Annotated in this window: 26 protein-coding genes and 1 pseudogene; 20 read left to right on the plus strand and 7 right to left on the minus strand. The window is 63.1% G+C overall.

Annotation, left to right across the window (positions count from 1 at the left end):
• The first annotated feature begins 41 nt into the window (after nt 1-41).
• The 20 genes from AC3WOY_RS13340 to AC3WOY_RS13435 all read left to right on the plus strand — a co-directional run bounded on the left by AC3WOY_RS13340 (nt 42) and on the right by AC3WOY_RS13435 (nt 19948).
• The gene (locus AC3WOY_RS13340; protein WP_492424501.1) at nt 42-470 is read left to right on the plus strand and encodes a hypothetical protein; all 429 of its coding nucleotides are present in this window, start codon (nt 42-44) and stop codon (nt 468-470) included.
• Between the two features lie 14 nt (nt 471-484).
• Complete coding sequence (locus AC3WOY_RS13345; RefSeq protein WP_492424503.1) at nt 485-961, plus strand: VOC family protein; 477 nt, start codon at nt 485-487, stop codon at nt 959-961.
• 38 nt (nt 962-999) lie between these two features.
• Complete coding sequence (locus AC3WOY_RS13350) at nt 1000-1242, plus strand: ATP-binding protein (RefSeq protein ID WP_492424505.1); 243 nt, start codon at nt 1000-1002, stop codon at nt 1240-1242.
• Nucleotides 1243-1421: 179 nt separating this feature from the next.
• Nucleotides 1422-3215 (plus strand): allophanate hydrolase, encoded by a 1794-nt coding sequence (gene atzF / locus AC3WOY_RS13355; RefSeq protein ID WP_492424507.1) that lies wholly within the window; start codon nt 1422-1424, stop codon nt 3213-3215.
• A 13-nt stretch (nt 3216-3228) separates the two neighbouring features.
• Nucleotides 3229-4839 carry an ABC transporter substrate-binding protein gene (locus tag AC3WOY_RS13360; RefSeq protein WP_492424509.1) on the plus strand — a complete coding sequence of 537 codons (1611 nt, stop codon included), beginning with the start codon at nt 3229-3231 and terminating at the stop codon, nt 4837-4839.
• Between the two features lie 245 nt (nt 4840-5084).
• A complete protein-coding gene (locus AC3WOY_RS13365; protein WP_492424511.1) occupies nt 5085-6098 on the plus strand; it encodes an ABC transporter permease in 1014 nt (337 codons plus the stop codon).
• A 1-nt stretch (nt 6099) separates the two neighbouring features.
• Nucleotides 6100-6948, plus strand: a complete 849-nt coding sequence (locus AC3WOY_RS13370) for an ABC transporter permease (protein WP_492424513.1) — start codon at nt 6100-6102, stop codon at nt 6946-6948.
• A gap of 7 nt (nt 6949-6955) precedes the next feature.
• Nucleotides 6956-7960 carry an ABC transporter ATP-binding protein gene (locus AC3WOY_RS13375; RefSeq protein WP_492424515.1) on the plus strand — a complete coding sequence of 335 codons (1005 nt, stop codon included), beginning with the start codon at nt 6956-6958 and terminating at the stop codon, nt 7958-7960.
• Nucleotides 7957-9018 carry an ABC transporter ATP-binding protein gene (locus tag AC3WOY_RS13380; RefSeq protein ID WP_492424517.1) on the plus strand — a complete coding sequence of 354 codons (1062 nt, stop codon included), beginning with the start codon at nt 7957-7959 and terminating at the stop codon, nt 9016-9018. Before AC3WOY_RS13375 ends, AC3WOY_RS13380 begins: the two co-directional genes overlap by 4 nt.
• Before the next feature lie 200 nt (nt 9019-9218).
• Nucleotides 9219-10325 (plus strand): BMP family ABC transporter substrate-binding protein, encoded by a 1107-nt coding sequence (locus tag AC3WOY_RS13385; protein WP_492424519.1) that lies wholly within the window; start codon nt 9219-9221, stop codon nt 10323-10325.
• Nucleotides 10326-10337: 12 nt separating this feature from the next.
• A complete protein-coding gene (locus AC3WOY_RS13390) occupies nt 10338-11432 on the plus strand; it encodes an ABC transporter permease (RefSeq protein ID WP_492424521.1) in 1095 nt (364 codons plus the stop codon).
• The gene (locus AC3WOY_RS13395) at nt 11425-12351 is read left to right on the plus strand and encodes an ABC transporter permease (protein ID WP_492424523.1); all 927 of its coding nucleotides are present in this window, start codon (nt 11425-11427) and stop codon (nt 12349-12351) included. Before AC3WOY_RS13390 ends, AC3WOY_RS13395 begins: the two co-directional genes overlap by 8 nt.
• Nucleotides 12352-12377: 26 nt before the next feature.
• Nucleotides 12378-13073 carry a biuret amidohydrolase gene (biuH, locus tag AC3WOY_RS13400; protein ID WP_492424525.1) on the plus strand — a complete coding sequence of 232 codons (696 nt, stop codon included), beginning with the start codon at nt 12378-12380 and terminating at the stop codon, nt 13071-13073.
• A gap of 1 nt (nt 13074) precedes the next feature.
• Nucleotides 13075-14619: an ABC transporter ATP-binding protein gene (locus AC3WOY_RS13405; RefSeq protein WP_492424527.1), complete on the plus strand. Its 1545-nt coding sequence runs from the start codon at nt 13075-13077 to the stop codon at nt 14617-14619.
• Nucleotides 14616-15290, plus strand: coding sequence for a cysteine hydrolase family protein (locus AC3WOY_RS13410; RefSeq protein ID WP_492424529.1), 675 nt, complete (start codon nt 14616-14618; stop codon nt 15288-15290). The genes AC3WOY_RS13405 and AC3WOY_RS13410 overlap by 4 nt, the downstream gene beginning before the upstream one ends.
• A gap of 12 nt (nt 15291-15302) precedes the next feature.
• The gene (gene hpxZ, locus AC3WOY_RS13415; RefSeq protein WP_492424531.1) at nt 15303-15686 is read left to right on the plus strand and encodes an oxalurate catabolism protein HpxZ; all 384 of its coding nucleotides are present in this window, start codon (nt 15303-15305) and stop codon (nt 15684-15686) included.
• Between the two features lie 9 nt (nt 15687-15695).
• Nucleotides 15696-16376 (plus strand): GntR family transcriptional regulator, encoded by a 681-nt coding sequence (locus AC3WOY_RS13420; RefSeq protein WP_492424533.1) that lies wholly within the window; start codon nt 15696-15698, stop codon nt 16374-16376.
• Between the two features lie 120 nt (nt 16377-16496).
• A complete protein-coding gene (locus AC3WOY_RS13425) occupies nt 16497-16859 on the plus strand; it encodes an STAS domain-containing protein (protein WP_492424535.1) in 363 nt (120 codons plus the stop codon).
• On the plus strand, nt 16856-17824 hold the full coding sequence (locus AC3WOY_RS13430; RefSeq protein ID WP_492424537.1) for an MBL fold metallo-hydrolase: 969 nt from the start codon (nt 16856-16858) through the stop codon (nt 17822-17824). The genes AC3WOY_RS13425 and AC3WOY_RS13430 overlap by 4 nt, the downstream gene beginning before the upstream one ends.
• 12 nt (nt 17825-17836) lie before the next feature.
• Complete coding sequence (locus AC3WOY_RS13435) at nt 17837-19948, plus strand: CHASE2 domain-containing protein (protein ID WP_492424539.1); 2112 nt, start codon at nt 17837-17839, stop codon at nt 19946-19948.
• Nucleotides 19949-20023: 75 nt separating this feature from the next.
• On the opposite strand, the gene AC3WOY_RS13440 is transcribed toward AC3WOY_RS13435, so the two are convergent.
• The 7 genes and pseudogenes from AC3WOY_RS13440 to AC3WOY_RS13470 all read right to left on the minus strand — a co-directional run bounded on the left by AC3WOY_RS13440 (nt 20024) and on the right by AC3WOY_RS13470 (nt 25395).
• Nucleotides 20024-20404 (minus strand): GtrA family protein, encoded by a 381-nt coding sequence (locus AC3WOY_RS13440; RefSeq protein ID WP_492424541.1) that lies wholly within the window; start codon nt 20402-20404, stop codon nt 20024-20026.
• A gap of 10 nt (nt 20405-20414) precedes the next feature.
• Nucleotides 20415-21389, minus strand: a complete 975-nt coding sequence (locus tag AC3WOY_RS13445; RefSeq protein WP_492424543.1) for a glycosyltransferase — start codon at nt 21387-21389, stop codon at nt 20415-20417.
• Nucleotides 21390-21430: 41 nt separating this feature from the next.
• Complete coding sequence (locus tag AC3WOY_RS13450) at nt 21431-23203, minus strand: ArnT family glycosyltransferase (protein WP_492424545.1); 1773 nt, start codon at nt 23201-23203, stop codon at nt 21431-21433.
• A 94-nt stretch (nt 23204-23297) separates the two neighbouring features.
• Nucleotides 23298-23810 (minus strand): type II secretion system protein, encoded by a 513-nt coding sequence (locus AC3WOY_RS13455; protein ID WP_492424547.1) that lies wholly within the window; start codon nt 23808-23810, stop codon nt 23298-23300.
• 178 nt (nt 23811-23988) lie between these two features.
• Nucleotides 23989-24093, minus strand: a pseudogene (locus AC3WOY_RS13460) (type IV pilin protein); the annotation flags it as partial.
• 245 nt (nt 24094-24338) lie between these two features.
• A complete protein-coding gene (locus AC3WOY_RS13465; RefSeq protein ID WP_492424549.1) occupies nt 24339-24929 on the minus strand; it encodes an OmpA family protein in 591 nt (196 codons plus the stop codon).
• Nucleotide 24930: 1 nt separating this feature from the next.
• The gene (locus AC3WOY_RS13470; protein WP_492424551.1) at nt 24931-25395 is read right to left on the minus strand and encodes a FecR family protein; all 465 of its coding nucleotides are present in this window, start codon (nt 25393-25395) and stop codon (nt 24931-24933) included.
• Nucleotides 25396-25435 lie beyond the last annotated feature (40 nt).

Genomic DNA, 25435 nt, shown 5'->3' on the forward strand with positions numbered 1-25435 from the left:
GAAGGTTTATCCTGCGGTATCGCACCTTCGATTTCCGCAACATGGCCTTCATCCTGTCCTGCTATTACCTTGACGAACCGCTGACCGCCGACGAGATGCAATTCATCGGCAGCACATTGATCGGTCCCTGGGCCAAGTTCCGGACCTCGGCGTCCACGCTGGAGCAGAAGCGCGTGCCGGCAGTGCTGCCGATGCCGGACGAAAACGGCATCTATGCCGAGAGCAGGGAGGCGCGTGCGGAACGCGTGCGTTCCAACCTCCGGCATGCGGGCATCCGTGTCGACGCCGGCCGGCAGGTAGTGTGGGTGATGCCGCGGGATGCGGACTGGGATGCGATCTTCCAGTTCGCGATCCGCGAGGAAACCGGCTTCGCGCCCTATGTTGCGCAACGCTGGTTTCCGGAAGAAGGCGAACTGGTGCGCGGCCGAGTGCGTGTCCTCGATACCGACATGATGCTGCGCGGTCTGTAATTGGAGGATATGCGATGACGAACAAGGTAAAACCGATTCCCGATGGCTACCATACGCTGACGCCCTACCTGACGATCAGGAATGCGGCGGCGGCGCTGGATTTCTACAAGCGCGCATTCGGCGCGGATGAGACCTTCCGGATTGCGAGCCCGGACGGCAAGATCGGGCATGCGGAAATCCGCATCGGCAATTCGGCCATCATGCTGAGCGACGAGTTCCCCGACATGGGTGCGAAGAGTCCGGAATCCATCGGCGGCTCGCCGGTGATGCTGCATCTGTATGTGGAAGACGTCGATACGCTGGTGGATCGCGCGGTGAAGGCGGGCGGCAAGCTGGAGCGGCCGGTAGCCAACCAGTTCTACGGCGACCGCGGCGGCATGATCACGGATCCCTTCGGCCATAAATGGTGGATCGCCACCCATGTGGAGGATGTGCCGCCGGATGAGCTCGAACGGCGGTCGAAGGCGGCGTTCGGGGGAGCGCCTGGCTGACGAGCGTGCCCCGGTCGGCGCCGTCTGCAAAGCGGTGGATGACGATCCGGAACGCGCCTGACGCAATGTCGGGGAAGGCGATCGAAATCTTCCATCACCTCGGCCGCGCCACCGGCGGCATCGGGCTCGGCCTGGCGATTGCCGCGAGGGTGGTCGCTTTGCACCATGGCCGCATTTGCGTGAAGGATTCCCCGCTGTGCGGTGCGCGCTTCACCCTGCATCTTCCGCACACGCGTCCTGAGCAATCCTGGGGCTTCCGCCCGCACCGTTTTCGAGCCTGAACCGGGTTTCGCACCTATTTCGTGAGCCTTCAGAGGAAAAGCCGGTAGGCTGCAACCGGCTGGCTTCTTCCTTATCTCTTCAAAATTCAAGCATCAAACAGAAGCATGTGCTTACACACTGGCCGTGGCATCTGTTTTGCATACCAACTTGTATACATGATTAATCTCGACAGGTTGAAATGCGAACAATCCCGGAAATCCAGAAAGGATTCATCGAAGGCCGTCTCACGGTAACGACGCTGGTCGAACGCGTGTTGAAGGAAGCATTGCAAGGCGCTGCCGAAGCATGGATTGCACTGCGCGACAGCGACGACCTGCTGGCCGATGCCCGGCGCGCGGACGAGGAGTTTGCAGCGGAAGGCGCCAGCATCCTGGCTCGCCGGCCATTGTTCGGCATTCCCTTCGCCGTCAAGGACAACATCGACGTCGCCGGCCTGGCGACCACGGCGGGCTGCCCGGGATTTGCTATAGCCCCAGCCGCCGCGCACGCCTTCGTCGTGGCCCGTCTGGTGGAGGCCGGCGCCATCCCCGTGGGCAAGACCAACCTCGACCAGTTCGCCACCGGCCTGGTCGGCACCCGCTCTCCCTATGGCGAAGTGCCGAATCCCTTCAATGGAGACTACATTTCCGGAGGTTCCAGTTCTGGCTCCGCCTATGTCGTGTCACGCGGCATCGTGCCGTTCGCGCTGGGCACCGACACGGCAGGTTCCGGGCGCGTGCCGGCGGGGCTGTGCAACCTGTATGGCCTGAAACCGACGCGAGGCTGGTTCAGCGGCCGCGGCACGGTGCCTGCCTGCCGGACGCTCGATTGCATTTCCGTGTTCGCGTTGTCGGCGAGTGACGCATGGGCGGTGGCGACTTCCGCCGGCGCCTATGATGACGCCGATCCCTTTTCGCGCGTTGCTCAGGTTGCGCCGATTTCCCTGCGCAATCCGCGCATCGCCATCCCCGACGAGCCGGAATTTTTTGGCGACGCGGCGTCCCGTCGCGCCTACCTTGACGCGCTGAAGGAATTGCGTGCGGCCGGCTTCAACCTCGTGCCGTCCGACTTCACGCCCCTGCTCAAGGCCGCCGAGTTGCTGTACGGCGGTCCTTGGGTGGCTGAGCGGTTTGTGGCCGTCGGCGATGCCCTGAAGACCGAAGGCCTTACCCTCGATCCGACTGTCGCAACGATCATCGCTTCCGGTGCGGCACCGAGTGCCGCGGATGCCTTCCGCGCGCAATACGCACTGGAATCCTGCCGCCGCGCCGCGCAGCACCTGATGAAAGAATGCGATGTGCTGCTGGTGCCGACCGCGCCGGCCGCCTACACGCGCGAACAACTGCACGCGAATCCGATGGGACTGAACAGCAACCTCGGCATCTACACCAACTTCGTCAACCTGCTCGACATGGCCGCCCATGCTGTCCCGGGCCCCTTCCGCGAGGACGGCCTGCCCGCGGGCGTGACCCTGGTCGGCCCGGCCTGGAGCGATTTCGGCCTGGCACGGCTTGCAGCGGCTTTTTCGAGTGTCTTCCAGGTGAATTCCGGCGCCATGCGCGTGCCTTTCGATCCCGCCATGCCCGTCGCCTGCCCGCCGCACAAAGGCATCCGCCTCGCGGTGGTCGGCGCGCACCTGTCCGGCATGCCGCTCAACCACGAACTCGTCGAGCGCGGCGCGCGCCTGCTGCAGAAGACGCGCACCGCCCCCGCGTACCGCCTTTACGCCCTGGCCAATACCACGCCCCCCAAACCCGGCCTGGTGCGCGTGGCCGACGGCGGCACGGCCATTGAACTCGAAGTCTGGGACATGCCGCTCGAACACTACGGTTCGTTTGTGGCAGCAATCCCGGCTCCGCTCGGCATCGGCACGCTGATGCTGGAAAACGGCGACTCGGTACAGGGCTTCCTGTGCGAAGCACTGGCCGTCGCCGATGCCAGGGACGTCAGCAGCTACGGCGGCTGGCGCAATTACATCCGTTCAAATTCCTGAAGGGGGCTTTTTCATGAATCGTCGCAAATGGTTGGGGATGGTGGCGCTGTGCGCCGCCGCAGCAAGCGCCGGACTGCCGGCGGCCGCGCAGGACAAACGGCTGGAGACGCTGGTCGTCGCCAATGAAACCGGGCCGAACATGCTCGACATCCACGGCGTCGGCGCCAACCGTCCGTCTTACGGCGTCGCCTGGCTGGCCTACGACCGTCTGATGACCTACGCCCGCAAGAAGATGCCGGACGGCTCCTTCATGTATGACTACACCAGGCTGGAACCTGAACTGGCCGAACGCTGGGAGATGGCCAAGGATGGCGAAAGCGTCACCTTTTACCTGCGCAAGAACGCGAAGTTCCACGACGGCACGCCGGTCACCGCGAAGGATGTGAAATGGTCCTTCGAGCGCGCGCTGGCGATGGGCGGCTTCCCCACCTTCCAGATGAAGGCCGGTTCGCTGGAGAAGGGCGACCAGTTCGAAGCCGTCGATGACCACATCCTCAAGGTCAAGTTCATCCGCAAGGACAAGCTGACCATGCCGGACCTCGCGGTGCCGGTCGCATCGATCTACAACGCGACGCTGGCAAAGAAACATGCCACGGCGGAAGACCCGTGGGCCGCGACCTGGCTGAAGAACAATACCGCCGGCGGCGGCGCCTACAAGGTCGAGAGCTACAAGCCCGGCCAGGAAATCATCTATGCGCGTTTCGACGACTGGAAGAGCGGCCCGCTGCCGGCGATCAAGCGCGTGATCCAGCGCGAAGTACCGAGCGCCGGCAACCGCCGCGCGCTGCTGGTCAAGGGCGACATCGACATCACCTACGACATGCCGCCGAAGGATTTCAGCGAACTCGGCACCGACAAGAGCAAGGTGAAAGTGGTCAGCACGCCGATCGAGAATTCGCTCTGGTACCTCGGCATGAACGTGACCAGGCCGCCCTTCGACAATGCCAAGGTGCGCCAGGCGGTGGCCTACGCGCTGCCCTATGAAAAGATGTGGGATTCTGCGCTGTATGGCCGCGGCGTGAAGATGTACGGCGCCAGCAACACGCCCAAGACCACCGCATGGCCGCAGGCGCACGGCTACAAGACCGACCTGCAGAAAGCGAAGGCGCTGATGGCCGAAGCCGGCTTCCCGAACGGCTTTGAAACCACCATGTCCTTCGACCTCGGCCAGGGCACCGTGTCCGAACCGATGTCCATCCTGATCCAGGAATCGCTGGCGCAGATCGGCATCAAGACCAGCATCAACAAGGTGCCGGGTTCCAACTGGCGCGCCGCGCTGCTGAAGAAGGACATGCCGCTGGTCATCAACCGCTTCGGCGGCTGGCTGAACTATCCGGAATATTTCTTCTTCTGGTGCTACCACGGCCAGAATGCGGTGTTCAACACCATGTCCTACCAGAACCCCGCGCTCGACAAGATGATCACCAACGCGCGCTTCGCGGAAAGCAAGCTGATCTATGACTCCTTCGTGAAGGACATGATCAAGGTCGTCAACGACGATGTGCCGCGCGTGCCGCTGTTCCAGCCTTCGCTCGATGTGGCGATGCAGAAGAATATCGAGGGGTATACGTACTGGTTCCACCTGCAGCCGGATTATCGGCAGCTGGTGAAGAAGGCGATGTAAGGAAGGCAGGGCGGGTGCTTGCGTCCGCCCTGACGTGTGTTTCTGCATGCGGGTGACGACGGTCGGCGTATCGGCGTTCCTTACCCCGTCGTTCCCGCGAAGGCGGGAACCCATGCTGGGTCTGTTCCAACAATCGCACTATGGGTTCCCGCCTTCGCGGGAACGACGGGGAAAGGCAACCGTAATGCAATCGCCACCACCCGCATGCAAAAGCACGTCCCAGCAAACGACGTAGAGATTCAATCATGCTCACCCTGGTCCTGAAACGCCTGCTCCTCTCCATCCCGAACGTGATCGGCGTCATCGTCATCACCTTCCTGCTCACGCGCGCCTTGCCCGGCGACCCCGCCGCCTTCTTCGCCGGCCCGGCAGGCACGACCGAAGCAGTCGAGCAGATCCGCGAAAAACTGGGCCTGAACCGTTCGCTGCCGGTGCAGTTCTGGATCTACCTGAAAGACCTCGCGCGGGGCGACCTCGGCGTGTCGCTGTCGACCGGCCAGCCGGTGCTCACCGAGATCGCCACACGCCTTCCCGCGTCGCTGGAACTGACGCTATCCGCCTTGTTGTTCGCGGTCGCCGTTGCCGTTCCCCTCGGCGTGCTGGCAGCGACAAAGCCCGGTTCGTGGATAGACCATCTGTGCCGCCTGCTGACCACCGCCGGCGTATCGCTGCCGACCTTCTTCACCGGTCTGCTGCTGGCCTACGTTTTCTATTTCATCCTCGGCTGGGCGCCGTCGCCGCTGGGGAGGCTCGATCCCTATCTCTCGGCGCCCGCCCACGTCTCCGGCTTCTACCTGATCGACAGCCTGATCGCACGGGATGTCGAGGCCTTCGTCGGCGCCGCCAAACAATTGATCCTGCCCGCGCTGACCATGGGCCTGTTCGTGCTCGCGCCACTGGCACGCATGACACGCGCATCGATGCTGTCGGTGCTGTCTGCCGATTTCGTTCGCACCGCCCGTGCCTCGGGACTTTCGCGCAGCACCGTGCTGTTCCGCTACGCCCTGCGCAACGCGCTGCTGCCGGTCGTCACCACGCTCGGCATGGTGTTTTCATTCCTGCTCGGTTCCAATGTGCTGGTGGAAAAGGTTTTCGCCTGGCCCGGCGTCGGCTCCTTCGCCATCGAAGCGCTGGTGTCGAGCGATTACGCGCCGGTGCAGGGTTTCGTGCTGACGATGGCATTGCTGTATGTGGGATTGAACCTGACCATCGACATGCTCTACGGCCTGATCGATCCCCGTGTGCGGCTGGAGGACTGAGATGCAATCCAATTTCTTCAAACACCTGCGCTACGTGCTGTCGGAAAACCTGATCACCGCGTTCGCCGCGCTGCTGTTCGCCGCGTTCGTGCTGATGGCCGTCATCGGCCCGTGGATCGCGCCCTTCGATCCGCTCGCCACCAACGTCGGCACGCCGATGTCACCGCCGTCCTGGCAGCACTGGTTCGGCACCGATGCGCTGGGACGCGACATCCTGTCGCGCGTGATCGTCGCCGCGCGCCTCGACTTCGGCATTGCCGTATCGGCGGTCGCGCTCTCCTTCGTCATCGGCGTCGTGCTCGGCTCCTGTGCCGGCTACTACAAGGGCTGGTTCGAACGCATCGTCAGCCGTGGCTCCGACATGGTGATGGCCTTCCCGCTGTTCGTGCTGGCCATGGGCATCGTCGCTGCGATGGGCAACACGGTGTTCAACATCATCCTCGCTACCGCTGTCATCAACCTGCCGTTCTACATCCGCGTCGCGCGCGCGGAAGTGAGCGTGCGTTGCGACGCCGGTTTCGTCGAAGCGGCGCGCCTGACCGGCAACAAGCACTGGCGCGTGCTCGCGGTTCATCTCGTGCCCAACATCATGCCGCCGATGATGGTGCAGGTCTCGCTCAACATGGGCTGGGCCATCCTCAATGCCGCCGGCCTGTCCTTCATTGGCCTCGGCGTGCGCCCGCCGGAAGCGGAGTGGGGAATCATGGTGGCCGAAGGCGCGCAATACATCGTGTCCGGCGAGTGGTGGGTCGCGCTGTTCCCCGGTGCGGTGCTGATGCTCGCGGTGTTCTGTTTCAACCTGCTCGGCGACGGTCTGCGCGACCTGATCGATCCGCGCCGTCGTACGTGAGGCTGGCATGAGCAATGTTCCGCTTCTCGAAGTCAAGGACCTGTCGCTGCAATTTCGCACCCGCAGTGGCACCGTGCATGCGCTGGAAAACGTTTCCTTCAATCTGTACAAGGGCGAGACCGTCGGCCTGGTCGGCGAATCCGGTTCCGGCAAGTCGGTGCTGTCCTACGGCCTGATGGGCATCCTCGATCCCGCGGCGAAGGTGACGAAGGGCAGCATCCGCTTCGGCGGCCTCGACGTCCTCGCCGCGAGCGAGAGCGACCTGCAGGCCGTGCGCGGGCGCGAAATGGCGATGATTTTCCAGAATCCGCGCGTGGCGCTGAATCCTATCCGCCGCGTGGGCGACCAGATCGCGGACGTGCTGCGCGCACACACCAGCACCTTGCGCAGCGAGCTGCGCACGAAAGCGATCGAGGCATTGCGCCAGGTACGCATTCCTGATCCGGAACGGCGTGTCGATGCGTATCCGTTCGAGCTGTCCGGCGGCCAGTGCCAGCGCGTGATGATCGCCCTCGCGCTCGCATGCTCGCCTGCCATGCTGATCGCCGATGAACCGACCACCGGCCTGGACGTCACGACCCAGGCCGCGATCATGGAACTGGTGCGCGACCTGTCGAAGGCGAATCACATGGCGACGCTGCTGATCACGCACGACCTCGGCCTCGCCGCCGAATACTGTGACCGCGTGCTGGTGATGCATGCCGGCCACCTGGTCGAAGCGAACACAACGCGCGGCCTGTTCACCGAGCCGCGCCATCCGTACACGAAGCAATTGCTGGCATCGATTCCATACGGCGCACAACAATTGTCGCAACTCGCCTCCATCCCCGGCAACCTGCCCGACCTGCGCCGGGCCGACTTGCCGGCCTGCCGCTTCGCCGAGCGTTGCTCGCGTCGCAGCGGAGACTGCACGCAGCCACTGCCGTTCCACAGCGATGGACAAGGCGCCATGGTTGCCTGCCATCACCCGCTGGTGGCGGATGACCAGGACATCAACGAGGAGATCGCATGAGCCAGCCTCTGCTATCCATTGCCGGGCTGAGCAAGCGTTTCGCCGTCGGCAAGCGCAAGCTCATCGGCAAGCACGATACCTACCTGCATGCGGTCGACGATGTCAGCTTCGATGTGCAGCCCGGCCAGAGCATTGGACTGGTGGGTGAATCCGGCTGCGGCAAATCGACGCTCGTGCGTCTCGTCACGCGCCTGCTCGATGCGAGCGCGGGCAGTATCCGTTTCGGCAATGACGACCTTGGCGCGATTCCTGCTGCCGATTTCGCAGCCCGCCCGGAACGCGCATTGATCCAGATGGTGTTCCAGGACCCGACCGACAGCCTCAATCCGCGTTACACCGCCTTCGACACCATCGCCGAACCGATCCGCCTGCTGACCGGCGAAACGGATACCGGCAAACTGCGTGCACGCGTGGAAGAAGCAGCGCAACAGGTCGGACTGCCATCTGAATTGCTGACCCGTTTCCCGCACCAGTTATCGGGAGGGCAGAAAGCACGCGTCGGCATCGCACGCGCCATCGCCGTGCGCCCAAAGCTGCTGATCCTGGACGAACCAACCGCCGCACTCGATGTGTCGGTGCAGGCCGTCGTGCTGCAATTGCTCGACAAGCTGCGGCGCGAACTGGGCGTGAGCTACCTGTTCGTGTCGCACGACCTGAACGTGGTGCGCCTGCTGTGCGACCGCGTGATGGTCATGTATCTCGGCCGCGTGGTGGAAGAGGGGCCGGCGCAGGATGTGTTCGAGCACCCGCAGCATCCGTACACGCGGGCGCTGGTGTCCTCCATTCCGCATCTCGACGCCGCCTGTGGCAAGCCGGTCGAGCGCGACCCGCCGCTGGCCGGCGAGCCGCAGAGCCCGATCAATCCCGATCCGGAATGCTGCCGCTTCGCGAGCCGCTGCCCGAAGGTCCAGCTGCTGTGCAAGGGGAAGATGCCGCTGCTGCGGGAATGCGACGAGGGGCACCGCGTTGCATGTCATTTCCCGGGGCAGGCACCGGCGACCGAGGCCCCCGCGAACCTCTCGGCATTGCGCCGCCCTGGTGCGTCTGCACTGTCGTAGCGCGAGAGACGGCATGGCCATGCGGCGTGCAAGAACGCGGGCGCGCGTTGGAGAACAAGGCAGGGGGCGGCTCTCCAGCGAAGTATCGAGAAATTGCAAGATTGGCATCGTGCTTGCATATAAGGCTTGCATTCAAAAATGAGCACATGATTTCCCCCGGAGCGCCGGCAAATTCAACTTACTTTCAGCGAGGACCTGACATGAGCAATTTCAATCGCCGCGATTTCCTGAAGACGACCGGCGCCGCCGCACTCGGCAGCGCACTGCCGTTCGACCTGGCGCACGCCGCCACGCCGTTGACCGTCGGCTTCATCTACGTGGGTCCGCGTGACGATTTCGGCTACAACCAGGCACATGCGCAGGCCGCGCAGATCATCAAGAAGATGCCCGGCGTGAAAGTGATCGAGGAAGAGAAGGTCCCCGAAACCGTCGCGGTGCAGAAGACGATGGAAGCGATGATCATGCAGGACGGCGCATCGCTGATCTTCCCGACCTCATTCGGTTACTTCGATCCGCATGTACTGAAGATGGCGGAGAAGTATCCGAAGGTGCGCTTCGCGCATTGCGGCGGCTTGTGGACCAAGGGCAAGCATCCGGCGAACGTCGGCAGCTTCTTCGGCTACATCGATGAGTGCCAGTACCTCAACGGCGTGGTCGCCGGACATATGAGCAAGAGCAAGAAACTCGGATTCGTCGCTGCCAAGCCGATCCCGCAGGTGCTGCGCAACATCAATGCCTTCACCCTCGGCGCGCAATCGGTCGATCCCTCGATCACCACGCGCGTGATCTTCACCGGCGACTGGTCGCTGCCCGTGAAAGAAGCGGAAGCGACGAACAGCCTGATCGACCAGGGCGTGGACGTGCTCACCTGCCATGTCGATGGCCCGAAAGTGATTGTCGAGACCGCGGAGAAGCGCGGCGCAATGAGCTGCGGCTATCACGCGAGCCAGGCGAAGCTGGCGCCCAAGGGCTACCTGACCGGCGCGGAGTGGGACTGGTCCACGCCCTACACGGCGCTGGTCAAGGCAACGCTGGAAGGCAAGCCGATGATCAACCTGCTGCGCGGCGGCCTGAAGGATGGCTTCGTGAAAATGTCGCCCTACGGCACGGCTGACAGCGCGGCAGCGAAGGCGAAAGCAGAAGAAATCCGCGCGAGGATGATGGCTGGCAAATACCCGATCTTCAAGGGACCGCTGAAGGACAACAAGGGCAATATCGTGATCCCCGGCGGCACGGTGCAGGAGCAGACCGACATCGCGCTGGAGTCGATGAATTACCTGGTGGCCGGCGTCATCGGCCAAGTCTGAGCGGGCCAAGGCATGGGCACCCTGCTGGCAAGACTGGCATCGCGAACGTTGCCCGCGTTGCCGACGCTGTGCGCGCTCGGCGGTGCGCTGCTGATGTTCGTGCTGTTCCTGTTCGTGCAGGGCAAGCCGGCGCTCGAAGCCTGCAAGCTCATCTATGTCGGCGCCTTCGGCTCGGGCTTTGCATGGCAGAACACGCTGCAGCGTGCGGCGCCGTTGATGCTGACTGCCTTGTGCGTCGCCTTGCCGGTGCGCGCGGGCCTGCTCATCATCGGCGGCGAAGGCGCGCTCGCGCTCGGCGGACTGGCCGCCGCGCTGGTGCCGCTGGCGCTGCCCGCCGCATTGCCCGCGCTGCCGGGGCTGGTCCTGACAGCTGTTGCAGCCATGCTTGCCGGCGGCATGTGGATCGCCCTGTCCGGGGCATTGCGCCAGTGGCGCGGCGTCAATGAAACCATCGGCAGCCTGCTGCTTTCCTATATTGCGATCGCTGTGTTCAAGCACATGGTGGAAGGCCCGCTGCGCGACCCCAACAGCCTGAACAAACCTTCCACGCCGCCGCTGCCCGACACCTATCTGGTCGGCCTGCTGCCGGGCTTCGATGTGCACTGGGGCCTGTTCTGGGGCGTGCTCGCCTGCGTCGCGACCTACTTCATGATCCGCCACAGCGTCTTCGGCTTTTCGATGTCGGTGGTCGGCGGCAATGTGCGTGCCGCCAGATTGGTGGGCCTGCCGGTCGATCGCATCGTGCTGCTCACCTGCCTGCTGGGCGGCGCCGCGGCCGGACTGGCGGGCATGCTGGAGATCACCGCGGTGCATGGCAGCGCCAACAGCGCGCTGCTGGCGGGCTATGGCTACAGCGGCATCCTGATCGCCTTTGCCGCGCGCCAGAATCCGCTGGCGATCATCGCCTGCGCACTTTTCATCGGCGGCATCGAATCCAGTGGCAGTCTGCTGCAGCGCCGGCTCGACCTGCCCGATGCGACCACGCTCGTGCTGCAGGGCCTGCTGTTCGTCAACCTGCTGGCGTGGGAAGCGGCCACCGGCCGGCTTGCCGCGTGGCGGCTGCGGCTCGATACACCACGCACAGCTATGGGAGGCGCGCATGGATAACGCTTTCGACTTCGGCGCGCTGGCGCTGGCACTGTTCGCCGGCGCCATCCGCGTCGGCACGCCTTTCCTGTTCGTCAGCCTCGGCGAATGCCTGACGGAGAAAGCGGGCCGCGTCAATCTCGGCCTCGAAGGCGTGCTGGTATGCGGCGCAATGACCGGCTACGCGGTTTCGCTGCTCTCGGGTTCGCCGTGGCTGGGCGTGCTCGGCGCTGGCATCTCGGGCATGCTGCTGGGCGCGCTGCACGGCATGGTGTGTTCGCTGAAACGGGTGAACGATTTCGCGTTCGGCATCGCCCTCATGCTGTTCGGCCTGGGGCTCGCGTTCTACCTCGGCAAACCCTACATCCAACCGCAGGCGCCAATGCTGCCGGGCATATCGCTCGGCGACTGGAGCGACAGCCCGCAGATGCGCAGCGCGCTGCAGATCAACGGCCTGTTCCTGGTCGGCATTGCACTGGCGGCCCTGCTGCACTGGGGCATGACAGGCACGCGCTGGGGACTGGCATTGCGCCTTGCCGGCGACAATGCGGAGGCGGCGCGTGCGCTGGGCTACCGCCTGACACCGATCCGCGTGGCGGCCACGGCCGCGGGCGGCTTCCTCGCCGCGGTCGGCGGGGCCTACCTGTCGCTGTACTACCCGGGGAGCTGGAATGAAGGCCTGTCGAGCGGACAGGGCCTGATGGCCATTGCGCTGGTGATCTTTGCGCGCTGGCAGCCGATGCGCTGCCTGCTGGCGGCACTGATTTTCGGTGCCGCGGGTGCGCTCGGACCGGCGTTGCAGTCGCTGGGCATCACTTCCGGCTACTACCTCTTCAACGCCGCTCCCTACCTGCTCACGCTGGCGATCATGGTCGCCACCTGCCGACCGGACCGCACGCTTGGCGGCGCACCGGGGGAACTGAGCCTGACACGGTCATGACATCGATGAAAGCAGACGAGGAACACATGGGCACCACATACTTCCTGGAAGCCGATCCCTATCCCTGGCCCTATGACGGCAAGCTGGCGCCGCAGAACACGGCGCTGGTCATCATCGACATGCAGACCGATTTCTGCGGCATCGGCGGCTATGTCGACAAGATGGGCTACGACCTGTCCCTCACGCGCGCACCGATCGTGCCGATCGGCAAGGTCCTGGCAGCGATGCGCGAGGCGGGATTCCACATCATCCACACGCGCGAGGGGCACCGCCCCGACCTGTCCGACCTGCCCGCCAACAAACGCTGGCGCTCGCAGCGCATCGGCGCCGGCATCGGCGACGAGGGGCCGTGCGGAAAAATCCTGGTGCGCGGCCAACCGGGCTGGGAAATCATCGACGAGCTCGCGCCGCTGCCCGGCGAAGTCATCATTGACAAGCCGGGCAAGGGCTCGTTCTACGCAACCGACCTGGACATGGTGCTGCACACGCGCGGCATCCGCAACATCATCCTCACCGGCATCACCACCGATGTGTGCGTGCATACGACGATGCGCGAAGCCAACGACCGCGGCTTTGAATGCCTGTTGCTGGAAGACTGTTGCGGCGCGACCGATGTCGGCAATCATCTCGCCGCGATCAAGATGATCAAGATGCAGGGCGGCGTGTTCGGCGCGGTGTCGAATTCGAAGGAGTTGATCGCGGCGCTGGCGCGGCGAGGCTGACATGGTTGCGCTCAGCCTCGAGACCTATGGCGCCGGAAAGTCCTTCGGCGACTTCCGTGCACTGCACGACGTGTCGCTCCGCGTCGCGGCCGGTACCGTGCACGCCTTGCTGGGCGAGAACGGCGCCGGCAAGAGCACGCTGGTGAAGGGACTGATCGGCTACAGCCCGCTCGACGAAGGCAGCATCCTGCTCGACGGGCGCGAGCACACGATCGCGAACCCGCGCGAGGCGCATGCGCTGGGCATCGGCATGGTGTACCAGCATTTCACGCTCGCACCCGGATTGACGGTGGCGGAAAACCTGCTGCTTGCGCGGGGACGGCTGTCGTGGCGCATCGCATGGAAGAAGGAGCGCGCCGAACTGGCGGCGTTCATGGAAGCGATGCCTTTCCGGCTGCCGCTCGACAATGCCGTCGGCAGCCTTTCCGCCGGCGAAAAGCAGAAGCTCGAGCTGCTCAAGCAGCTCTACCTGAAGCGCCGTTTCCTCATCCTCGACGAACCGACCTCGGTCCTCACGCCGCAAGAGGCGGAAGAAGTGCTCGGCCTCGTGCGCGACCTGGCGCACCGCAAGGAATTGACGGTGCTGATGATCACGCACAAGTTCCAGGAAGTGACGGCGTTTGCCGATGACGTGAGCGTACTGCGCAAGGGCAAGCTGGTGGGCCACAGCAAGGTGAGCGATACCAGTCCGGACGAGCTGGCAGCGTGGATGATGGGCGAGACGCGCATCGTCTCGGCGCCGCCCCTGCGCAATCCGGTGGCCGCCGACGCACCGGCAGGCCTCGAGGCAAGGCAACTGCATGTCGCGAGCGACCGTAGCACGATGGCGGTCAACGGACTGTCTATGGTGGTGCGCCGCGGCGAGATCGTCGGCATCGCGGGCATTTCCGGCAATGGGCAAAAAGAACTGGTGGAAGCCTTGCTCGGACAGCGCCGGATGCAGGCCGGCACCATTGCCGTCGATGGACAGCCCTACCGCGCCACGCGCGAGGAGATGCGCGCGCGGAAGGTGTTCAGCCTGCCGGAAGAGCCGCTGCACAATGCCTGCATCGCGGGCATGAGCGTGGCGGAGAACATGGCCCTGCGCGACTACGACAGTGCGGAGATGCGGCGCACGGGTTGGCGTATCAGCCGGAACGCGATGCGCCGCCGCGCCGCGGAGCTGATTGCTGCGTTCAATGTCAAACCCGCCTTGCCCGACCGCCCGATCGGCACCCTGTCCGGCGGCAATGTGCAGCGCGCGGTGCTGGCGCGCGAACTGGCTTCACCGGCGAACGTGCTGATCGCGGCCAACCCTGTCTTCGGACTCGATTTCTCCGCTGTTGCCGATATCCATGCGCGCATCGTTGCCGCGCGGGAGCAGGGAACCGCGGTGCTGCTGGTGAGCGAAGACCTGGATGAACTCCTCGCGCTGGCCGACCGCATCCTGGTGATGGCCAATGGGTCCATCGTCCACGAGACCGATGCCCGTTCCGCCGACCGTGCGACGCTGGGACGCTACATGGCCAGCCACGGCGCCGAGTCCAGCCTGCAGGAGGCCGCATGACACGTGCCATGCGGGTGGACGCGCAACCCTATGCCTTCCGTTTTGCGCCGGCGCACACCGCGCTCGTCGTGATCGACATGCAGCGCGACTTCATCGAACCGGGCGGCTTTGGCGAAACGCTGGGCAATGACGTCTCGCGCCTCGCGCCGGCGGTGCCGGTGGTGGAAGCACTGCTCGCCTTCGCACGCAGGCAAGGATTATTCGTCGTGCATACCCGCGAGTCGCACGTGCCCGACCTGTCGGACTGCCCGCCGTCGAAGCGCACGCGCGGCAATGCCGGCCTGCGCATCGGCGACCGCGGGCCGATGGGGCGCATCCTCGTGCGCGGGGAGCCGGGCAACGACTTCCTTCCCGCGCTGCAGCCGCACGCGGGCGAACTCGTGGTCGACAAGCCGGGCAAGGGCGCGTTCTACGCCACCGGCCTGCATGCGCAGCTCAGCGCGCGCGGCATCACCCACCTGCTGTTCTGCGGCGTGACCACGGAAGTCTGCGTGCAGACCTCGATGCGCGAAGCCAATGACCGGGGCTACGACTGCCTGCTGGTGGAAGATGCGACCGCGAGCTATTTCCCCGAATTCAAGGAAGCGACGCTGGTCATGGTGCGCGCCCAAGGCGGCATCGTGGGGTGGACGGCGCCCCTGTCGGCATTGATTGCCGCAACGAAAGAGTGAGAGGAGACAGGCATGGACCAGGCAGTCAACCTGCCGCACGTGGTGGCGGAACTGGACGAGGCCTTCGAGGAATACGAACGGGCACTGGTCCGGCATGACGTCGCGACGCTGGACCGCTTCTTCTGGTTCGATCCGCGGACGGTGCGCTATGGCGTGGCGGAGAATCTGTACGGCGGCGCGGAGATCAGAGCCTACCGGATGCAATGCGCGCCCGTGCACCCAGGCCGCAGCATCACGCGCAAAGTCGTTACCAGCTTCGGCACCGGTATCGGCACCGTGAGTGTCGAGTTCACCGCGCCCGATTCGGATAAACTGGGCAGACAGATGCAGACGTGGGTACGATTCCCCCAGGGCTGGCGCATTGTCGCCGCGCACGTCAGCCAGATCCCGCAATGATTTTTTCTCATGAAACAACCCACCGCCAATCCCCTCGCCGAGCAGGTCTACAGCCTCCTCAAGGATGACATTTTCGAGTTCCGTCTCTTGCCCGGCGACCATTTCACCGAAACGGAGATGGCAACCCGCTTCGAGGTATCGCGCACGCCGATGCGCGATGCCCTGTACCGACTCCAGCGGGAGGGCTTCCTGCAGGTCGGCTTCCGCCGCGGCTGGAAAGTGCGCAATCTCGACTTCGCGTATTTCGACGAACTGTACGACCTGCGCATCGTGCTCGAAAGCGCCGCGCTGGAGCGAATCTGCCAGCTGGAAGCACAACCGCCGCAGTTGCAGGAACTGAAGGCGATCTGGATGGTGCCCGAGGAAGAACGTGAAAAGGACGGGCGCATGCTCGCCGGCCTGGATGAAAGCTTCCACACTACCCTGGTGGCTGCCGCCGGCAATAATGAAATGACGCGCGTGCATGCCGAGCTGACGGAAAAGATCCGCATTGTGCGACGCCTCGATTTCACGCAGGGCGAACGCATCGCGGCGACCTACCAGGAACACGGCAAGCTGTTGCAACTCCTGTTGCGAAGGCAGTTCACCGAGGCGTCCATGCTGCTGCGCTCGCACATCCAGCAGAGCAAGATGGAGGTCCGCAAGATCACCCTGCACCGGCTGCACCAGGCAAAGGCGGAAGTTGCCTGACGCCGGAAAAAACGAAAATTTCTCTTGCGGCAATTTGCTACACTTATCTATGGAAACTGATCCAGGACAAGTCTGCTGCGATTTGTCCTGCCCGAGCGCATCGCCAACGCAGGCCAGACCATGGAACTCCAATCCCGCGAGGAAGGCAACGCTGTCATCCTCCGCCCCGAAGGGCGCATCGACCACACCCATGCAGAGTCTTTCCGACTGAGCCTTGAGCCGAATGTGAGCGCCTGCACTCGCGGCGGCAAGGCGCTGATCCTCGATTTTTCCGGCATCACCTTCATCAGCAGCATCGGCCTGCGCGCCCTCATGATCGCGGCCAAGCAGGTCAAGGCCCAGGGCGGCCGCATGATGCTGACCGACCTGACACCGCTGGTGCGGGAAGTGTTCCAGATCAGCCGTTTCGACCTGCTGTTCGAAATCCATCCCACCCTTGGCGCGGCGACCGCGGCGCTTTCCTCCGATGGAGGCGCGTCATGAGAGTTCGCATCTGGGGTGCGCGCGGCTCGCTGCCGGTCGCCCTCAACAGCCGCCAGGTACGCGCCAAGCTGGTTGCCGCTCTCGAAGGCGCGATCGGGCGCGACCTCGACAATGCCGACAAGATCGCGCACTACGTCGACCATGAACTCGGCTTCGACGTCCGCGGCACCTTCGGCGGCAATTCCAGCTGCGTGGAAGTAGAAGTCTGGGATCCGGCCGCCAGCAAGGAGCATGTGATCCTCGACCTGGGCAGCGGCGTGCGGCCTTTCGGCAATGCGATGATGGCGCGTTACGGCGCGGGTGCGCCGCAGACCTACCATGTGTTCATGTCCCACCTGCACTGGGACCACATCATGGGTTTTCCTTTCTTCACGCCGGCCTACATTCCCGGCAACCGCATCATCATCTACGGCTGCCACAAGGAACTGGAAACGGCCTTCCGCCGGCAGCAGGAACCGATCAGCTTCCCGGTGTCGTTTTCCCAGCTTGGCGCGACCATCGAATTCAGGATCATGGAGCCCGGCAAACCGGTCACGGTCAACGATCTGCGCGTGACGGCCAAGCTGCAGCTGCACCATGGCGATTCCTACGGCTATCGGCTGGAGCACGAAGGCCGGTCGATGATCTACAGCACCGATTCGGAACACAAGCTCGACCGGCCGGAAGAACGGGAAAGCTTCGTCCGATTCTTCCAGGATGCCGACCTGGTCATCTTCGATGCGATGTACTCGCTGGCCGATTCGATTTCGGTCAAGGCCGACTGGGGGCATTCGAGCAACGTGGTCGGCGTCGACCTGTGCCAGGCGGCCGGGGTGCGCAAGCTATGCCTGTTCCACCACGAACCCATCTACGACGACGCCCGCATCGCGCGGGTGCTGGCGGAAACCCGGCGCTATGCGGAAATCACGGGCGAGGCGCCGCTTGAGATCGTGTCGGCCTACGATGGCATGGAAATCGACCTCTGACCGGCGGCATCCATGCTGCCGGACCTGATCTCCAGCACGCTGCTCCGGCTGCGTGCGCGGCAAGGCCGGCCATTCGGCCTGGCACTGCTCGCGCTGATGGCCCTGCTGCTGGTCCTGTCTCCCACGGGGCCGCTGCCCGCCATGCGCCTCGCGCTGTTCGATGCCTGGCAAGTCCTGATGCCGCGCGAGCGCCTGTCGGGGCCGGTGCAGATCGTTGCCATCGACGAAGCGGCACTCAAGGAATTCGGCCAGTGGCCATGGCCGCGCACGCGGCTGGCCGCCCTGATCGACCGCATCGCGGCGCAGCAGCCGCTCGCCGTAGGGCTGGACATCATCATGCCCGAACACGACACCAGCTCGCCGGAAGCGGTCGCCGCCACGCTGGGGCCGGAACACGCGGCGCTCAAAACCTCGCTCAAGACCCTGCCGGCGCATGACGACATCCTCGGTGCGGCGCTCCAGCGCACGCCGGTGGTGCTCGGCGCAGCCGGCTTCGATCTGCCCGCGGCGGGCACGACCGGTGCGCTGCGCCTGTGGCCCGTGCATGCACAGGGCGGCGATGCGCTGTTGCATGTGCGGCGCTTCCCGCAGGCGCTGGCCAGCCTGCCGGCGTTGCAGGCGGCAGCAAAGGGGCAGGCGCTGCTGTCAGCCGACCTGGAAAAGGGCGTCGTGCGGCGCGTGCCGCTGGTCGGCGCCATCGGCGACGCGCTGTTGCCGGCGCTGTCGCTGGAATTGCTGCGGGTGGCAACCGGCTCCTCGGCCGTGGAGGTCGCGCTCGGCGGCCATGGCATCGATACCGTCGCGGTCGGCGACCTGACGGTGCCGGTCCAGCCGAACGGGTCGGTGTGGGTGCATTTTTCGCGTCCGGCGCCGGGACGCTACGTGTCCGCCTTTGACCTGATGAAGGGCCACCTCGATCCCGCCGCCTTGCAGGACAAGGTGGTGATTGTCGCGCTGACCGGCCTCGGCCTGATGGATTACAAGACCAACGCGCGCGGCGACTTCCTGCCCGGCGTGGACGTGCACGCGCAGCTCATCGAAAGCTTTTTCGACGGGCGCTTCCTGCAGCGCCCGGTATGGATGCCGTGGGCGGAACTGGCGGTGCTGATCGGCTTCGGCCTGCTCCTGATCTGGTCGGTGCCCAGACTCGGTCCCCGGCTGGCCCCACTGCCTGCGGTCGGGATCTCGTTCGCGCTGTTCGGCGGAAGTGCACTGCTGTTTGTCGTGGCCGGGTTGCTGCTCGATGCCGTCACGCTATTCTGCGGACTGGCCGTGCTGTTCTTCAGCCTCTTCGGCAGCATGCTGCTGGCGGAAGTGCGCGAGCACCAGCAAAGCGAGCGCGCACTGCAGGCGGCGCGCGAGTCCGCCGCGCGGGTGGCCGGCGAACTCGACGCCGCCAGGCGCATCCAGATGGCGACGCTGCCCGCGGCCGCCACCGCCTTTCCCGGCGAAACCCGCTTCGCGCTCGATGCGTTGCTGGAACCGGCGCGCGACGTCAGCGGCGACCTGTACGACTTCTTCATGCTCGACGGGCGCCGCCTGTTCTTCCTGATCGGCGACGTGTCGGGCAAGGGCTTGCCAGCCAGCCTGTTCATGGTGGTGGCAAAAGCGCTGTCGAAGAGCATCGCCCTGCGCACGGCGGATGACGTGGCCGCGATCGTCAACCGCGCCAACCAGGAACTGGCCCGTGAAAATCCCGAGATGCTGTTCGTGACCGGCGTGGCGGGCATTCTCGATGCACAGACGGGCGAACTGGCCTTGTGCAATGCCGGACACGATGCACCGCGCCGGCTGCTCCCGGATGGGAGGATCGAGCACCTGCCTGGGGCGGACGGGCCGCCGCTGTGCGTGATCGAGGATTTCGTCTATCCGGTGCAACGCTACCGGATGCAACCAGGGGAATGCCTGTGCCTGACCACGGACGGCATTACCGAGGCGATGAATGCGGAGGGCGTCCTCTACGGCAGCGAGCGCCTCGACGCGCTGCTGCGCGCCACGGCGCAGCGCGGAACGGTGACGCCATCCGTTGTTGTGGAATCCGTGCGGGAAAGCGTGCGGGCGCATGTGGGTGATGCCGATGCGTCGGATGACCTGACGTTGATGGTGTTGCAGTGGAAGAGCTAACGGGGATTCGTCACTTGCCCTTTTGAGGCTGATCGTGGTCGTTGCTTGAATGCGCTCCACCCAGGATTCCGATGTTTATCGCCGTCCACCAAAGACAAAAAGTGAAGTCGATAGATAGTTCACAGCCAAAGCGATTACAGAAGCAATCGCGACTGCAATAAATGGATGCATGGAGACAAACCAGACCAGGCCGGCATATACCAGGTAATTCAATAGAAATCCCAGGCTATTTACAGAAATGTACTTCGCCCAGCTATTCCAGCCTTTCGGCTGACCGCCAAATGTCAGTCGACCGTTGAGAAGCCAGGTAACAGTGGCGGCCAGAATAAATGAGGGAAACCTGGCAACGATTGGGGAAACGCCCGTGAGCGATATGATTGCCAGAAGCAGGCCGGAATCTACCAAGAACCCGACAACGCCGACCCCGGCAAATGACAGAAAGCGCTTCAAGCTCATGTTGCAAGGGTCAATGCATGAGATAGAACAATCGCTTCATCTCTCGTCTGCCGCGGCTGACACTATCAAGCACAAGGCCACCGCCGGCAAAAATCGCCGCGAGAAGCATCATAGCCGAAGCCAGGATGGCTGTCGGAAAACGCGGCACCAGCCCTGTCCGCAAGAACTCCAGGATCACGGGAATGCCCAAGGCTAGCGACGCCAGCGAACACAACAGTGCAAGCATGCCGAAGAATCTCTTGGGTTTGACCTGTGAATACAGGTATACCAGGACAAGCGCAATGCGGGTCCCATCCCGGATCGTATTGAGCTTGCTGACAGATCCCTCCTCGCGATCACCATATTCGCTATCGATCTCCGCAACGGAAAGACCGATGCTCAGTGCATGCACCGTCAGCTCAGTTTCGATTTCAAAGCCTGAAGACAAGCACGGGAATGACCTGACGAATCGACGCGACATCACGCGATAGCCGGAAAATACGTCATCGAGCGGACAACCAAACATCTTGCTCATCGCCCAGGAGAACGCCCTGTTCCCAAACTGATGCCCCTTCCTGTAAGCCGCATCCAATTGATGCGCCGGAGTGCAGCGCCGGCCCACGACCATGTCGACGTCCCCAGCAACGACAGGTCGTATTAGCTTGTGAATATCCTTGGTCGCGTAAGTCCCGTCGCCGTCAACCAGAATGCAAATTTCCCGGTCGGTTGCACCGAATAGCTTGCGGACAGCGTTGCCTTTACCAGGCTTCGTCTCCCGAATGACTCGCGCACCCGCCGCCGCAGCCACCTCCGACGTACGATCCGTCGAATTGTTATCGCACACGATAATCTCCGCGTGGGGCAGTTCTGCACGATATTCTGAGACCACACGCGCAATCGCAGCCTCTTCATTCTTGCACGGGATCAGAACAGCCACGGAATACGATACACAAGCTCCCTCGGTATCGGTGCCAGGGAAATCCCTGGAGAAATTTTTGTCATTCATATTGCAACTTGAAACTTAAGCTTTCCGTTATTCAAAAGTCTTTACTTTACCGCATACAGCCGGGCACCAGCCGTGTCGACAACTATCTCAAAATGGCGCCCGAAATCTTCGCGTTCACTTATTGCCCCTGCCTCACCCGACGTCGAAAGAATCAGGGCATTTGCACCCAATGCCTTGATTCTGACCGCTAACTGATCAGATTCCAACGCCAGAAAATCCCTATACCTCCCGGGGCCGAAAACATCCCCGATCGTACCCGGTGGAAGGTAGTAAAGATCGGACTCCAGTCCAATCTGCACCAGCCTAAATCCGGATCGTTCACGCAAGACCTCGGCCACCTCGTACGACCTGATCTTCTTGCGCAGATATGCCGCGCGCTCATCATCACTGGCCGGCAGGGCGCGCCATTGCCTGCTTGCCGATACGACCGCCGCAGACAATATCGCCATCAGAAGAATGATCAAGGCAGCTCCCCCTACCGCGGCAGATCTGTCCGAGATAGGCACACGCAGCGCAGGCAACAAACGTTGAATGCCGTCGCAAATCACGAGTGCGGCAAGGATGCAAAGGAATGGATATGCAGGGAGCAGATATCGCGGATAATGCGATGTCAGCATCCAGACAGCGAATGCGTATGCCGAAAAAAGAATCACGGCCCTAAATGCAGGCTCCTTCCAGCGCGAATACAACGCCAGCGCACCGGCAGCAGGCCAAACGTGCCAAGTCGGCCAGCCAAAGACGCGTCGAATGTCCGCGACCTGATACTCCATATCCAGGCGATCCCATCGCCAATAGCCGAAGACTCCTCCGCCGAGCGGATGGAAAGGATCGCCGGACACCCAGAAACTTCGCGCGTACCAGTACCCGCACGGCACCACAAACAGAAGAAACAGCACAGCAAGGGCGCGGATTCGCCGCTCTTTCCAAATGATTGCCAGGAAGAGAAACGGCGCAAACAAGAGAGCCTGATACTTGATGCCAACAGCCACGCCGAAGAGAAACGATGCCAGACAAATCAGACGGAAATGCCCGCGCTCAAGCCAGAGCAAGGTACAGGCGGCACTGAAAAACAAAAATGCCGTCAGTCCCAGGTCGACATATGCATTTCCAAATTCCACCTTGACCAAGGCCACGAAGAGCAGAATGGCGATGGCTGCGACCGTACGTCCGAAGTAGTGTGTAGCAGCGCCATACATTGCCGCGATCACCAGCGCCCCCGCAAACGCGTGCACCATGTGGGGGAAAACATCGCTTCCCATGACGAGGCCGGCGGCGAACAATAGGTTGAAGTTGTAGGGGAACAGCGGGTACCGCAGCCACTCATTCACCTGCAATTGTCCAGCAAGCACCCAGTCGCGCGCATGAGGCAAGTGATACATCAGCTCGTCCCAGGCTTCCGGGGGCATCAAAGGACGCAGGAAAAGCTCAACGGCGATCGCAGTCGGGACAAGAAAATGAATCCAACGAACGGATTGATTCGGAGAATCGCGCAAAGGGCGATGCGTTAATGGGCGTCTAATGACAAGCGCGACCAATCCGGCAAGTCCAACGGCGACCAATCCAAGTACGCCGGCAGGTCGGAGATACCCAAGGACGCCCAGGATCTGCAATCCGACAATCCCGATCCCCATGCCCGCACATAAAGCTAGCGACGCATTGAAAATCCTGGGCAGATCCTCTATTCCGGCACGCAGCGTGGCCCATCGCCCCAAACCATAGCAAGCACCCGCGAAGATCACGAGCGACGCGTACTGCATCAAAATAAAAAGAAGCTTTTCCACGGTTCGGCAAACGGCCTGCAATGGCGCGGGCATTACGAAGCAAACCGTCAAGTCTGACCGAAATCTGCATAAATGACAACATCAGGCCAACGACCAGCCTCTGCCGGAGGATGCCGGTCGGGGCCGGTCATCGGTCGCTCTTGGTAACTATCTTGGGAAGATTCGACGACGCTGCGACTGAAGGCGGCACGTATATGAAGTGCCAGTGCGAATAAGTACGTGCAGTCCCGCGCCCATCACCATCCTGCTTGTAAGCCACCTGATTATGCACATCGTCGTTGGAAGTGCTATGCACCCCCATAATGCCGCCGTCCGGTGCCCGAATTACGTTCCACTCCGTAGACAAGGTCATCGGGTCACGGTATATCCGACGCAGGTGGCGCATATTGATGACAAAGCGCCCATCCGACAACAAGTCATCCAAGCTGAGCGGATATCGTTTCACCGTCCCCGGGGTACTCTCATAGTAGGATCCGATCGCGCGACGGAACTCTGCACCGACGAAAAGAAGCTCAGCTTCCTTTTCCCGTTGCCGCGCCTTCGACCATAGCACCCCGGTCAACGAAAGCGTCAGGCCCATGATAGCAACGAAGAAAAGCAACGCCAGATAGGTAAACCCTGCACACTGCCTTTTCTGCATGCTTACCACTCTCGGTAGGAGGTGCCGTCACGAGCGCGCCCCTGAGCCCCGCTTCGCACATCATAGACGCCGCCCATCGCTTGATCCCCAGGAGGGATTAGCTGCCAGGTCGAACTGCTCTCCGTCATCGGATCCACCGGAATTTTTCGCAAGTACTTGCGAGTCACCAGTTCATCCCATATCGTGGGCCTACATATCCCGCCAGAAGCCCGATGATTACCATCACGACAAGGAGTTCTAGAAGGGTGAAACCTTGATTGTTCGGTTTTCGACGAATTGGCATTTTTACTGCACTCCCAAGGACTAAATGGCAGGAAGCGCCCTCAAACTGGAACGGCCACCTCGTTCGGAAGGGGAGAACAACATAATGCGTACCGGGTCCAGGCGACTCGCTGTCGTGCGTCACGGTCCAGACCGCTCCGGTGGCGTCGTAAATGCTCCTGCAGGCGTACGGGAAAGCGTACGCGCCTATGTAGATAGCGCCGATGCGGCGGATGACTTGACGTTGAGGGTGCTGTAGAGGAAGGACTAGCGGACTCGGATTTCAACCCGGCGGTTCTTCGGCTCGTCGACTTCGTCGGCGGTCGGGACCAGCGGTTCGCGCTCGCCGCGGCCTGCGATGATGATGCGTTCCATCGGAATGCCGGTATCGACGAGAACCTGCCGCATCGCTTCAGCCCGCTTGATGGACAGCGCATCGTTGAATTCCTGCGCGCCGACGCGGTCGGTGTGGCCGACGACGATGATTTCCGGGGCGGCATGCTGTGCCAGTTCGCCCTTGATGCGCTCCAGCAACGGCATGGATTCAGGCACAAGGATGTCGGTGCCGGTCTGGAAGTAGAGGGTGAATGACGCCGCGGCCGGCGGCAGCGCGGCCAGCGTGGCGCGGTAGCGTCCCTTGACCGAGTCCGGCTTTTCGGTCGTCGCCGACACAGCGCCGCTGCCGCCAATGCCGGCCATCTGGTAGGGCGTGTCGAGCACGGTTTCGCCCTTCGCCGTCTTGACCACCACGGCACTCGGCGTGCCGTCCTGGTTGGGCAGCAGGATGACGCGCTCCGGCGGTACCGACTGCGCGATGACCATCACGCCGAAGGCCAGCACGGCAAGGAGGATGCCCATGTCATTCGCCTCCTTCGCCGGCGTCGATCACGAACTCGGTGCCGCGCACGCCGAGAATGGCGCTGGGGGTATTGAACTGCACGGCGTTCGGCGATTGTTTCGACAGCTTCCCCGAAATCACGCCGAGCGTGCCGCGCTTGACGGTCGCCTGCAGGGTGCCCTGGTGGGTAGTGGAATCGAAGGCAAACTTGTCGAGCGACATGGTGCTGTTGGGGCCGACGGAGAGCATGGTGTCGTCGCGCAGCGTGATGCCGACGCTGCCGTCGGCGGCGGTGATGATGCGGTCCTTGCTGAACAGCTTGTCCCCGGGCTGCGCCGCTGTCTTGCGGCCATCGCGCTCGACGTGGGCAGTTCCCTTGGCACGCTTGACCATGCCTGCCGGCAGTTCTTCGGCCAGGGATTGAAGTGGAATGGCGACGAGACCCGCCAAGAGCCATGATGCGGCTATTTTCTTTCTGTGCGGCATCTTTCTTCTCCTTCTTCTGCTAGAAGGATAATATGCCACT

It is taken from the genome of Noviherbaspirillum sp. FW303-A3 (assembly GCF_058788695.1).